Raw genomic sequence first — 14,351 nt, forward strand, 5'->3', positions numbered from 1 at the left:
TTATTATAGTTTTTGTGCTTTTAAAGGAATTTGTTTGTTCACGTAATCCATACCCTGCTGAAAAGTCGGGATCCAGATCTCTTTCCGGTTAGCTTTCAGGTACCTGATAAGCTCATTATGGGCTTCGGCAGAGATGGTGATATAATCGCCGCCTACGCCATGAATCATTATTATACCCAAACCACCGCTTTGCTGCACTTTTTTTACAAAAGCAATAAGCTGAGCCCCGGTCTCGCCACCTTCTAATCCATAAGAAGGTACGCGAAAAGGATCAAGATGATTAAAATCAGTTATAAAAGCTGTTGAGTCGCCACCGTCCCGGGCATATTTAACCAAAGTATACTTCCGCAGAGAATCTACATAATCCTTCCCACCCGCAATAGTTTCGGCACATGGATAGGCGAATGTCCGTTTGGTTTTTCCGTCTACAGCGTATAAAAACCTGTCCATTACCTCAATCTCCCGAATGATCTGGTAAGCGGTATAATGATCAGAAGGAACAGGGTTGTCATCCGTTCCTGCGCAAGGGTGAAACACAGTGTGGTTACCCAACTCATAGCCCTTTTTAGCAAGGTTTCGCCATTGGGGTATCGACGTACTGTCGATATCACTTGTCAGGAAGAAAGTAGCTGTCAATTTCTCTTTTTTAAGTTCAGGTACAGCATTTTTCAATTGCGAGGGCAAAGCATCATCATAAGTAAGGATGATGGTTGCCTTTTTGCCATCCGGCCATGTTATTGATTGCTGTGCATGTGCAATTGCAAGCGTAGCAAGAAAAAGAAAAGTAAAAAATATTGTTTTCATGTAGTAAGCTTTTAAAAATCAATTTTTTGCAAACAGAAAAAGCATTGCTGTGGTATCGCCACAACATGTACAATCTGATAAGCAGGCAATAATCATAAGCTAATAATCAGATACGAAAACAGGATAAGAAATTTAAAAGATATTTTCCTGGCCTAACGAGCAATGTAAACTGCGCTCTGTTAACGGAGATGTTTGAATTAAAATAAGAAGCTGATACTAAGTTGCGGAGACGCAAAAATGGAACCGGCTTTACCGGGACTTTAAAATTAATCTTCCTGGTTTGGATTTCGACCGCTGAGTTTTCAGAATGCTCATAGTGATCATCCTTCTTCTTAATCAGTCGTTGTAGCAGGATGGTTTTAACAGGATTCTTGCCTTTGTTTTCATAACCTGTTAGTTGGTAAACCAGATAAGGCCGGATCAGAAGCATGAGCACTCCGATACTCAATATCAAGATATTTACCGTTTTCCTGCTCATTTAGATTGATGTTCATGAAAGAACGCACAATATTAAGGCATGTTGCCGACAAATCAAAAACAGTTCTCCGGTAAAATCAGGCACTATTAACTTTTCAAGGCCACAATCTCGTTACCAAATACAATAACGGGGCTATGGCCTTGAAAAGTCGTTTTTTTAGTTTGTAGCTATTGATATTTTACCGCCTGTTTTAAACAAATCATGCGATACAAAATATCCGTTATTAACCTTTCCGTTTACTTTTACCGAGGTAACAGCCCTGCCTTTTCCCGGTTTGCTGATAGTTAAAGTTTTGCCGTTGCTGGTAGTCCATTTCACTTCATCAAACAACGGGGCGGTGACAATATATTTTGGATCGGTTGCCGAAAACGGATATAAACCCAATGCGCTGAAAACATACCACGACGACATTTCACCGGCATCGTCCATCCCGCTGAGTTCCAGTCCTTCGTCGCCAATGCCATAAAGGTTGTTCAAAATATGATCGAGTATTTTTTGGGATTTTGCCGGCTTATTAATAAAAATATAAGCGAACGGCGCCTCATGATCGGGTTGGTTACCCTGGCAATACTGACCTATCATAGTTTCTACGTTTCGGGCAATATAATTAGGGTTCCATGGCAGGGTAAATAACGAATCAAGCTTTGATTCGAATCCTTTTGGCCCGCCGTAAAGTTTGATCAGACCGGGCATATCATGCGGCGCGAAGAACGATACCTGCCAGGCATTAGCTTCGCGGTACATGTATTCATAATACGGATGCTGAGGGTCAAAGTTCCTGATCCATTCACCGTTTTCCAACCTACCCCGCATAAACCGTGTAGATGGGTCAAACATGTTTTTATAGTTTTTTGAACGCGCCATCAAAATGCGGTAATTAGCGGTATCACCTAATTTTTTGGCTATCTGTGCTACCGAATAATCATCGTATGAGTATTCCAGTGTTTTTGAAACTCCTGCTTTGGCTTTGGTTTCCACCTCGGGTTTGGCAATATCCGGATCAGAGATATAACCTTTCTGAATATATTCAGTAATGTACGGACGCGCACCGCCTTCAACATTGGCGTTTCTTAGCAACAATTTATAAGTGCCTTCAACATCAAAATTATCAATTCTCCTCAGGTAAGCTCCCGCGATGGACGAAGCACCGTGATCACCGTGGAAAAACGTAGGGATGAAACCGGTTTTATCGCCAACATCCTTTAATGATTTAATAACATCAAGCGTTACATCAGGCGAGATCAACCCAAGCAGCACATCTTTATTCCGGTAAGTATCCCATAACGATGGTTCTGTATAGTACCTCGCCCCTGTTTTCACTACGTTTCTTTTGGCATCGGTAAACTCGCCGTTTACGTCGCTGCGTAATGCAGGCCACAAAAAAGAACGGTACAGGCAGGAATAAAACATGCGTTTTTGTTTCTCGGTTCCGCCTTTAACTTGTATGTTAGCCAAGAGCTTTTCCCAGGTCTGTGTCGCCTCATTACGAATAGCATCAAAGCTTTTACTGCCTATCTCTTTCTCCAGGTTCTCTTTAGCGTTTTTCTCGCTTACAAATGAGAGCCCGATTTTAAGTTCAACAGGGGTTGAACCTCCATCAGCTAAATACAGCATCGCATATCCGCTACGTTGCCCTTCCTCGGTTTTTTCTAATTTGTTTATTTTGGTGTTTAGTTCGGCATAAAAATAAACGTTTTCGCCGCCCTGAAAACCTTGTACGGCGTTCGGGCCTACCTGTTCTATACGCCAGGTTGATACCCTGCTGTTGGCTTTGCCCAGATCAAAAAGAATTTGCCTGTTGATGTTATTCTTAAACTCATATTTATGGTAACCGCTCCTTAGGGTCGAGGTCAGGCTCACATTTACCTGGTAATCTTCAAGATATACCTGGTAAAACCCCGGTGCCGAGCTTTCTTTTTTATGCGAAAACCTTGAGCCGAATTTGTTTCCCTGCGGATTTGATACTGGCAGAATAGGAATATTACACAAATTCCAATGCCCTTTATTGGTATGCGTAAAGCCATAAATAACCGAGTCCTCATACTGATAACCCGCCCCAGAGCCATAGGCAGTCATAGGACTTAATTGGACCATAGCATTAGGCAATGAGCTGCCCGGAAAAGTAAGCCCGGCCCATGACCGCCATCCTTTGGGCAATTCATAACCCAGAATTTTAGGATCATTGAGCGGTGCGGTACCTATAAAAGTATTTACATACTTAGTATACACCGGTTGGGTTTGGGCATTTACCGTGTTTGCTTTGGAAATAATTAATAACGTTAAACTGAACAGGATTTTAATTGGTTTATTCATTGATAGGTTTAATTAGCGTTTTAATTGAGTTGCTAAATTGATTTAGGACATCGCCAAATTATACATATTTATTTATCTGTCATCCTTTTTTTATAAAATTGATCGGCGATTGCTTATAAGCCCTCTTCAAAAACTAAATAACCTTAGTTTTAATTAATGTACAATAGCGCGCAATTCTTCTTGAAGAGCGCCAAGCGTGAAGATTAAATGAATCTCTTAAAAGTATTTCAGAACTAATCTCCCAGCCTATATAAAACTCCGAATAATTGTTATCTTGACAACAAATTTAACGGCCCCCAATTGCCGTAACCATAGTTAAACCAAAATGAAGATATTCCGGCGCTCTCTATCTCTTAAAAAGCAAAAAAACAGAACTTTTTTAATATTTGGGGGATTGTGTACCCTTGTAATGTCCGCCGGATGTAGCCATGAGCCTGGCACCGATTCTACCCAACCACTGTTTAAACTGCTCCCGCAGGAGCAAACGCACATTGACTTTGCCAATACTTTAACCGAGGGCCTTAATACCAACGTGTTGATGTATGAGTATTTTTATAATGGCGGCGGTGTTGCCACCGGCGACTTGAATGGCGACGGCTTACCCGATGTTTATTTTACCGGCAACATGACCGATAATAAACTATACCTGAACCAGGGCCACATGCAGTTCAAGGATATTACTGCCGAAGCCGGTGTGGCTGGTCGCCCCGGTCCGTGGAAAACAGGAGTAACCATGGCCGATGTTAACGGCGATGGCAAGCTCGACCTATACCTTTGCTATTCGGGAAAAGTAAGGGCCGAAAAACGAATTAACCAGCTATTTATAAACCAGGGTAACGATGCCAATGGCAATCCCATATTTAAAGACATGACTGCCGATTATGGCCTTGATTTCCCATCATTCAGTACGCAAGCCTACTTTTTTGATTACGACCGCGACGGCGACCTGGACTTGTTACTGGTTAACCATAACCCGGCGCGGATCAGTATCATCGATGATATTTATGTTAAGGATGTATCTGCTAAAAGGGATGCCGAATCGGGGATTCGCCTTTTAAGAAATGACAATAACCGTTTTACGGATATCACTACTAACGCCGGGATTATCAATAATCCTTTATCCTACGGTCTGGCTGCTGGCATTGCCGACATCAACGGCGATGGATGGCCGGATATTTATGTATCCAATGATTACAGCGTACCCGACAGGTTGTATATCAACAATACCAGGGGCGCGTTTACCGATGAATTACAGAAGCAGATCGGGCATACTTCATTTTACTCGATGGGTAATGACGTTACCGATATCAACAACGATGGCAAACCGGATATTTACACGCTGGACATGCTGCCTGAAGATAACAAGCGCCAAAAACTGCTGTTCGGTATTGACAACTATGAAGCGTTCGACTTAAACCTGCGGGTTGGCTTTTATTACCAGTACATGCGCAACATGATGCAGATCAACAACGGTGATAATACCTTCAGCGAGGTTGGTCAGTTGGCTGGTGTTTCCAATACCGACTGGAGCTGGTCGCCACTCTTTGCCGATTATGACAACGATGGCTGGAAAGACCTGTTTGTAAGCAACGGCTACACACGTGATTATACCAACATGGACTTTTTAAAGTTTATGGGCGATAACCTGAAAGACAGGCGCGTTATGCGTCAAGACCTGTTAAATATTGTAAACCAAATGCCGTCATCGCAGGTTAAAAGCTACCTGTTTAAAAATAACGGCAATACTACTTTTACAAATATCAGCCAGCAATGGGGAATAACGCTGCCATCAAACAGTAATGGTGCCGCCTACGTGGATCTGGATAATGATGGTGATCTTGACCTGGTAGTGAACAATATCAATCAACCTGCCTTTGTTTATGAAAACCAGGCAGCCAAACAAAACAGCAACCACTATTTAGCTATCAGCCTGAAAGGTGCAGGCGGTAACACACAAGGTATTGGTGCTAAAGTTTCCATATACAATGGCGGCAAACGGCAGTACCTTGAGCAAATGCCGACACGTGGTTTCCAGTCGAGCGTATCTCCTGTATTGCATTTTGGTTTGGGCAAGGATAAACAGATAGATTCATTAAGGATTACCTGGCAGCGCGGCGGCTCACAACTGCTTACCAATGTAAAAGCCGATAAACAGATCACGTTGAACGAGCAAGATGCTAAAGGTACCAATCCAGCATCTCAACCTGTAAAACTGCTGTTTAAAGAAATCCCATCGCCTATAGCATCTGTCGAAAGCGATAATACCACCAATGATTTTAAACGGCAACCGCTGCTGATTAACTCTATTTCATTCTCCGGCTCCGTTTTGGCCAAAGCCGATGTAAATGGCGACGGCTTGGAGGATGTGTATGTTGGCGGGCATGACGACAAAGCAGGAGTTTTATACTTGCAGCAGAAGGATGGCAAATTTATAGCCAAGACAACGGCTGCTTTTGAAATCGATAAGAAAAGTACCGATGCCGCCGTTGTGTTCTTCGACGCGAATAATGACGGCAAACCCGACTTGTATGTTTGCTCGGGCGGATATGCCGACTATAAACCTGACGATGCTTTATTGCAGGACAGGCTATACCTTAACGATGGCAAAGGAAACTTCACGAAAGCTAAAGACGCTCTGCCCAAAATGGCAAGCAGCAAAAGCTGCGTAAAAGTGGCTGATATCAATGGCGATGGCTTTGCTGATCTTTTTGTAGGTGGCAGGGTAATTCCGGGGCAATATCCGGAAACACCCGAAAGCTATATTTTAATAAACGATGGCAAAGGGAAATTCAGTAATCAAACTGCTTCTTATAGTCCTACGCTGAAAAACATAGGCATGGTAACCGATGCTGCCTGGGTTGATATGAATGGCGATAAAAAGCCCGATTTAATAGTCGCCGGCGAATGGATGCCATTAACTGTTTTTGAAAACAGCAACGGCAAACTTACTGATGCCACCACAAAATACTTTGATAAAAAATATACCGGCTGGTGGAACTGCATCCAGGTAAGTGATGTAAACCATGACGGTCATCCGGATATTGTTGCGGGAAACCTCGGGCTAAACACCCAATGCAAAGCCAGTGACACCGAGCCGGCGGAATTATTATACAAAGACTTTGATGACAATGGCTCGGTTGACCCTATTCTTTGCTTTTACATTCAGCACACGAGTTATCCTTACGTAACCCGCGATGAAATGCTCGACCAAATGAGCATGATGCGTACCCGTTTCCCCGATTATAAAAGCTATGCCGACGCTACGGTGGATAAAATATTTACCCCGGAAGAATTGCAGGGCGTAAAAAAACTGAGCGCCAATCATCTTGCTACTACCCTTTTTGTAAGCAACGGGCAGGGCAAACTGCATGAAGCTGCATTGCCAATCCAGGCTCAATACAGCCCGGTTTATACCATAACTACGCTTGACTATGACCATGACGGCAAAAACGACCTGTTACTTTGCGGTAATATGAACCATGCCCGCATTCGTTTTGGTAAGTACGATGCCAATTATGGCGTATTGCTTAAGGGTGATGGAAAAGGTGGTTATAGTTATGTTAACCAGCAGCAATCCGGCTTTAGCTTAAAAGGCGATGTAAGGGGCGTGCTGCCATTAAATGATGTACTGCTGTTCAGTATGGATAAGGGCAAACTGAAAGCTTATAAACCACAGTAATCAAATCATGAAAAAATATCTATCTATAGCATTGCTTGGTTTATTTATAACAGGCTGCCATAAAACACCGCCTCAACCATTAGGGAACGGTGATGTTAGCAAGGTGATTGGTCAAATGGCCGATGTAATGATCCATGACGTTACCAATCCGCCTTTAGCATCACGCTTTTTTGCGTACACCTGTTTAGCGGGTTATGAAGTTTTATCACAAAACGACAAGCAGGTTAAAAGCATGCACGGTATCCTGAATGACTATCCTGCTATCGCTGCACCCAAACAAATTTCGGGCTATAACAGCCAGTTAAGCGCGATACTGGCTATGTATGAAACAGCCGGAAAACTTCAGCCGTCAGGTAGTTTAATGATTAAAAACGAAGGTGCCTTTTTGGACTCGTGCCGCAAAATTGGCTTTAGCGATGAAATGATCGACAGTTCAAAAAGCTATGCCAAATTCATCAGCAAAAAGATCCTGGCTTATGCTAAAGCCGATGGGTACCGGAAGATAAACAACTACCCGCGTTATAAACTTAAGCATACGCCCGGCAGCTGGGACCTCACCCCTCCTGCCTATATGCTGCCTGTTGAACCTTATTTTAATACGGTACGTCCATTTACGCTCGATTCGGCGGCGCAATTTGTGCCCGATCCTCCTATTCCTTTTTCTACAGATAAAAACTCAACTTTTTATAAGTTTTTACAGTTAAGCTACGCTAAAAGTGGCGATGGCTTAAAGCAAGAGGAAAAAGACATTGCCAACTTCTGGGATTGTAACCCATTCGCCGTTCAAAATGACGGCCACATGCTTATCGGCCTCAAAAAAATCTCGCCGGGAGCGCATTGGATGGGCATTACCAACATTGCCTGCAAACAAACCAAAGCAAGCTTTTCAAAAGCTATTGAAGTAAATACCGTTGTTGCCATAGGCTTGACAGACGCGTTTATTTGCTGCTGGGATGATAAATACCGTACTAACCGCATCCGCCCGGAAACAGCTATTCGCCAATACATCGATCCGCATTGGAAACCTTTACTACAAACACCTCCGTTTCCTGAGTACATTAGCGGCCATTCGGTAGTTTCATCGGCATCGGCAGTGATCCTTACACACTATTTTGGTGATAATTTTAAGTATACCGATAATGTCGAGATCGGTTATGGCATACCGCCAAGACATTTTAGCTCCTTTACTCAGGCAGCTAAAGAGGCAGCTATATCCAGGTTTTGGGGCGGCATCCACTTTATGGATGCTATTGATAACGGCATTATCCAGGGAAATAAGGTAGGTAACAGGGTGCTTGACAAGTTAAAATAAAAAGGGGCATGAAATAAATATGTGTAAATGACAGTTGTTATGATCTAAATTTTATATTTCTTTGTCTTTGATCTGTTATATAAAGTTTAAATCATATCAACCATTATATACACACCTATGTCCAAATCTCGTTTTAGCAAACAATTCCTCAGGGTTTTGTTGCTTTCCATTTTTGTTTTTAGCCATAAAGCAGGGTTCGGTTTTCAGCAATCGGATAACGGGCTATCAAAATCAGATACCGCGTCTGTGCCGAAAGAAATTGAAGACCCTGAAAACATCGGTATCAATAAAGAAGCCAGCCATGCTACGTTAATGCCTTACGCTTCGTTGAAAGAAGCTTTGGCTGGTAATCGTCATGCGTCATCATACAGCCGCAACCTGAACGGGCTTTGGAAATTTAACTGGGTAGACTGGCCACAAAAGCGCCCGGTTAATTTTTACAAACCCGATTATGACGTATCCAAATGGAAGGATATCAAAGTACCGTCCAACTGGCAGGTTGAAGGCTACGGCACGCCTTATTACAGCAACTTTACCTATATCTTCCAAAAAGATTTCCCACGGGTAATGAGCACCCCGTCGGAAAAGTATACCGCTTACAAAGAGCGAAACCCGGTTGGCAGCTACCGCCGTGATTTTACCGTACCTGCCGAATGGAGCGGTCGCCGCATTTTTATCACATTTGATGGTGTTGATGCCGGTTTCTTTATCTGGGTGAACGGCAAAAAGGTAGGCTATAGTGTTAACAGTCGTAATGCCGCTGAATTTGACCTTACCAAATATATCAAACCCGGTAAAAACACTTTAGCTGTAGAAGTTTACCGCTTTACCACCGGCAGCTACCTGGAAGATCAGGATATGTGGCGTTTAAGCGGCATTTTCAGAAATGTAACCCTTTGGAGCAGTCCGCAGGAGCATATCAGGGATTATTTTGTTAAAACCAATCTGGATAAACAGTATAAAAATGCCGATGTTGTAGTATCAACCAAAGTAAAAAACTACGGCACTGCCGCGATTAAAGCCCGTGTATTGGATGTGGCTTTATACAATGGCGGCGTACAGGTTCCGGGAGCAACCGCTAAAAAGGCCATCCCTGCTATGAAGCCAGGCGAAGAGGTTGTTGTTGAAACCAGCTTTCATGTAAACAACCCGCAAAAATGGACGGCAGAAACGCCTAAGCTTTATACCACCGTTGTTAAAATTAATGACGGGGCTAACGCTATTGAAACACTATCATCACGTACAGGTTTCAGGAGCATTGAAATCAAAGGCCGCTTATTCCTGGTTAACGGTGTTCCTATTAAGCTGAAAGGTGTAAACCGTCACGAAAACTGGCCAAATGATGGCCATGCGGTTACCGAAGAGCAAATGATCAGGGACCTTGTACTGATCAAACAAGCCAACTGTAACCACGTACGTACCTGCCATTACTCTGATGATCCGCGCTGGTATGAGTTGTGCGACCAGTATGGCATTTACCTTGTGGCCGAAGCCAACCTGGAGAGCCACGGTGCCTGGGATGAGTTTAATGAAGAGCCAAGGATCAAAGCCGCGTTGATTGACAGGAATGTGGCCAACGTAGAGAATTTCAAAAACCATCCGTCTGTTATTATCTGGAGCTTGGGTAATGAGTGCGGTAGCGGCGGTTCAAACTTCAGGGCGATATTGAAAGTCATTAAAGATATCGATCCAAGTCGCCCTACGCACTACCAGGGCTTTGGCATCGGTAAAAACAATCCTGCCGATATGGACAGCGAAATGTATACCGATGTAGAAAACCTTGAAAAACATGCTAACGATAATACATTAACCAAGCCGTTTTACCTGTGCGAGTACGCACACGCCATGTTCAACTCTATGGGCTCGGTAGATATTTACAATGATCTGTTTGATAAATACCCTCAGTTATTGGGTGGCGCCATTTGGGAGTGGCAGGATCAGGGAATCTATAACAACCGCGATCCAAAGCATCCGATAACGGCTTTTGGCGGTGGTTTTGGCGAGTATCCAAACGACAGGTACTTTATTCATAAAGGCGTTGTGTTTTCAGACAGGTCGTTAAAACCTCACTACCCCGAACTGAAACATGCTTACCAGTGGATTAGCATTCATCCCAAAGATCTGAAAAATGGTATCATTACTATTAAAAACCGTTACCAGTTTATAACGCTCAACAGCTTTGCAGCCAAATGGGCTGTAAGCGAAAATGGCTCAATCATATCTTCAGGTAACCTGCCGTTAAAAGAAATTAAACCCGGCCAGGAGCTGGATGTAAAAATCCCATACACGGTTACTCCTAAACCCGGAGCAGAATATTTTTTGAGGGTTTCATTTGACCAGGCTGCCGATAATATGTGGGCAAAAAAAGGGTATGAAGTTGCAGCCCAGCAACTGGAACTTCCTGTAGCTGTACCTGCTGCTAAAGAACCGGCGGCAACAGGAAAATTAAGCCTATCAAACGAGGATAATAAGATCAAGGTAAAAGGAACCGGATTTGCATTGGAGTTTGATGTAACCAAGGGCACTTTCACTAAAATGGAAAAAGACGGTGAAAATGTGTTGCAGGATAACGGCGGCCCAATGCTGCACCTATGGCGCGCGCCACACCGTATTGACGATATGTGGGCTTACGAAGATTGGGTGAAATACGGCTTAAAAGAAATAACCTGGAAAGCAAGCGATGTACAAGGCAAACAGCTTGCCAATGGTGAAGTTGAGATAAAAGCCAGCTTAACCGGTACCGGTAAAAAGGATTTCGTGGTGCACCATGAAGTTACTTATACCATTAACGGCGATGGTGTTATCAAGGCTGATAATAAAGTACGCTTTAACGCCGATCCTAAACTGGTACTGGCGAGGTTGGGCGTACGTTTATTCCTGAAAAAAGACCTTGATCAGTTTGAATATTTTGGCCGTGGTGAGATGGAAAACTACGCCGACAGAAAAAGCGGTTTTGATGTAGGTCATTATTCAAGCAGCGTTGTTAAGCAAATGACGCCGTACGAAAAACCAATGGATTGCGGCAATCATGAAGATGTGCGCTGGGCCAAGGTGTTTGGCGCCAAAGGTTCTGGAATTGCCATTAAACAAACCGGCGAGTTATTCCAGGCAGCCGCATTGCCATACAGCGATGAGGAAATGACCGATGTTGAATACAAGATTGATCTGCCTAAAAGCAAGGGCACGGTATTGTGTATCAGCCATAAAACGCTGGGTGTTGGCTCAAATGGCTGCGGGCCAAAACCATTGGAACAATACAGGGTTTACGCTAAGGACGCAAGCTTTAGCTACCAGATCCAGTTGTTGAGTAAAAAATAATTAGCTTAAGCGATAAACAAAAGGGCCAGCACAGTGTGCTGGCCCTTTTTTATTTGCGAAGATTTCAATTAATCACCTGCCAGTTTTTAATGATATATCTGCTGCTTTTGAATTTTCCGGTACGCTTAACCTCTCCTTTGTTCTTATTCCAAACAAGGTTTACGGTATTGTAAGTTCCGTTCTCGTAGTTAAAAGTCAGGCCGTCATCTTCAAATAAAGAAGCTTTGTTTCCATTGCCGTACACATAGCAGGTAATTTCAAATTTGGTATTGGGTGCAACAAACTCTACCGGTTTAGCCAACGGCAAAATGGTTCCGGCTTTAATGAATATAGGCAGTTGGGTAAGGCTGGGTTTTATGGTATAAGATTTGCCTCCCTCGTACTTTTGATTGGTATTATAATCATACCATACACCTTCGGGCAAATAAACCTGGCGCTCATCCATCTTTTCGGTCAAGGGAGCGGCCAGAATATCGTTGCCAATCATGTACTCATCTGATAAGTTGAACGTATTTTTGTCCTGTGGATAATCCATTACCAAAGCCCTGAATGGCGGGATGCCTTTAAAATGATAATCGGCGAAGGCATTGTACAGGTATGGGATCAGGCTCATCCTAAAGTTCAGCAGCTTGCGGATATCTCCTTCAACTTCCTTAGCATTGTCCATCAGCTCGCCTTTGTTATTCTTTTCCCTGTTGATCTGCAGCCAGGGCGGATTTTGCAGGTACCACGAATTATACAGCGTTTGTGCCGAAAGCACCGCCGTTTGACTGCGGCGCATAAAATCTTTTATAGAGTTAGATTCACGTACCTCAGGCGACCAGATCATACCCGCAAAACCGGAGTTAAGGATCATGCGGATATATTCGTCATGCAGATAGGTATCGCTGTATAAAGCTGCCGGATATGATGAAGCAAAGGTGTTTGAAGCCCGAACATCCAAATAAGTACGCTGATTTAATTTTTTATAAATGCTATAGATCGTTTTCTGATAAAGCAGGCCAAAAAGCTGGTGCATCTGCTCGCCATCAATACCTGACGGAAACTGGCTAAGCTCCGGAAAGCTCCAGGCCCCGCTTCCGAAAGCAATGTTTGAGTTGTCACACTCATCCATTTTAAAACCCGAAATTCCAGGTTGCACAAAAGTCTGCTTGTGATAATCAGCAAACAGGTTACTTGCTGAGGTATCGGCAAAATCAGGAACAAGGCCATTCCAAACCAGGTAATTACCCGCCTTATTTTTTAAAGGCTCATACAATGGCGATTTTGGTGATACAAAGGCATGCTCCCACAGGTTGATATGAAAACCCTTGTTTTTCATGGAATCAATAAATTCATTGGGCGTAGGGAAAAAGCTTTTGTTCCATACGTAAGAGCATGAGTAGGAAGCGGTTTGCCAGCGTGGCTCCAGGCCCAAAACATCGCAGGGGATATGATTATCGCGAAAGTAAGCAGCCATTTTATCAACCTGATACTGGTTAAAATCCGCTTTAACACGATACTTTACACCCAGCCCCCATATGGCAGGCAAGGCTCCTCCGCCCGAAAACAGGTTATAACGCTGTACCGCGGTTTTCAAATCGGGTCCATCAAAAACAAATACCTCAATCCCTTTGGCGCCGAGAATATCAACCGTTACAGATCCCGAAGCTTTATTATCGCTTTTATATAATTCCTCAACCGAATTACCGCCGTTACTTTCTTTGCCGTCGTTTTTGCTTTTATTAAGCTTGGAGGTATTGCCACAATAAAAAGTAGCATAACGGGAAGTGTTGATTAAAATGCCGTACCCTTTGCTTGAAACGTAAAAGGTTGTGGGGCCGTGCGTATAACCCAGATCATTCAGCGGGTTATCATTAACAATGGGACGTTTCTTTAATCCCCGCTGATTAAACGAGCCTATCTGCATCCCAAATCCATACAATTGCTCGGTGTCATCTAAGGGCACCTCCACTACTACTCCCCTGTCATTAATCTTTATTTTGATATCGTCGACACTAAAAGGCAGCTTTCCGGCAGGCAACTCACTCAAGGCCGCGCTCATAGGCTGTTCGCTGCAAAAACTATAAGGCGTAAACTTATCAATAGTTCCTGAAGTGACTTTCTGAACACCTGCCGCCAATTGCATGGTTTGACTATAGGCGTTAAAGGCTATTACGTTAAAACAGCTGGCTAACACTGCCAAACAGATAAAATTTCTCATCGATGTAGAAGATCTAAAATTAAAGGGCGCTTGCTTAAATACTTATTTATTGATTACTGCCTTTCCTGATCCAAACTTCATAAGGAGAGCCGGATTGCCTGTTACCCAAGGTATAAAAAGGCACCGCTGTTATGCCCACACAAGGTAAGTATTATCTGTCATTAGTACAATTACCCAATTTTAAACATGGACTGACTAAAGCCTCAACCTTAGCCAGTCCTTAATAGTTAATTATAATAATCAG

The 14,351-nt window shown here is 43.3% G+C and carries 6 protein-coding genes; 3 read left to right on the top strand and 3 right to left on the bottom strand.

Going from position 1 to position 14,351, the window contains the following annotated elements; translation table 11 throughout:
* Nucleotides 1-3 precede the first annotated feature (3 nt).
* Complete coding sequence (locus tag DEO27_RS12325; RefSeq protein ID WP_112565718.1) at nt 4-804, bottom strand: polysaccharide deacetylase family protein; 801 nt, start codon at nt 802-804, stop codon at nt 4-6.
* 634 nt (nt 805-1,438) lie between these two features.
* Entirely contained in the window at nt 1,439-3,595 is a 2,157-nt protein-coding gene (locus tag DEO27_RS12330; RefSeq protein ID WP_112565712.1) for a GH92 family glycosyl hydrolase, read from the bottom strand.
* A gap of 409 nt (nt 3,596-4,004) precedes the next feature.
* Here DEO27_RS12330 and DEO27_RS12335 point away from each other — a divergent pair, with 409 nt between their 5' ends.
* The 3 genes from DEO27_RS12335 (at nt 4,005) to DEO27_RS12345 (ending at nt 11,904) form a co-directional block, all read left to right on the top strand.
* On the top strand, nt 4,005-7,274 hold the full coding sequence (locus DEO27_RS12335; protein WP_112565709.1) for a VCBS repeat-containing protein: 3,270 nt from the start codon (nt 4,005-4,007) through the stop codon (nt 7,272-7,274).
* Nucleotides 7,275-7,281: 7 nt separating this feature from the next.
* On the top strand, nt 7,282-8,586 hold the full coding sequence (locus DEO27_RS12340) for a vanadium-dependent haloperoxidase (protein WP_223818233.1): 1,305 nt from the start codon (nt 7,282-7,284) through the stop codon (nt 8,584-8,586).
* Between the two features lie 117 nt (nt 8,587-8,703).
* The gene (locus DEO27_RS12345) at nt 8,704-11,904 is read left to right on the top strand and encodes a glycoside hydrolase family 2 TIM barrel-domain containing protein (protein WP_112565705.1); all 3,201 of its coding nucleotides are present in this window, start codon (nt 8,704-8,706) and stop codon (nt 11,902-11,904) included.
* A gap of 64 nt (nt 11,905-11,968) precedes the next feature.
* On the opposite strand, the gene DEO27_RS12350 is transcribed toward DEO27_RS12345, so the two are convergent.
* A complete protein-coding gene (locus DEO27_RS12350) occupies nt 11,969-14,107 on the bottom strand; it encodes a TIM-barrel domain-containing protein (protein ID WP_112565702.1) in 2,139 nt (712 codons plus the stop codon).
* Between the last annotated feature and the right edge of the window lie 244 nt (nt 14,108-14,351).

Origin of the sequence: Mucilaginibacter rubeus (assembly GCF_003286415.2) — a bacterium.
GTDB classification, from domain to species: Bacteria; Bacteroidota; Bacteroidia; order Sphingobacteriales; family Sphingobacteriaceae; genus Mucilaginibacter; species Mucilaginibacter rubeus_A.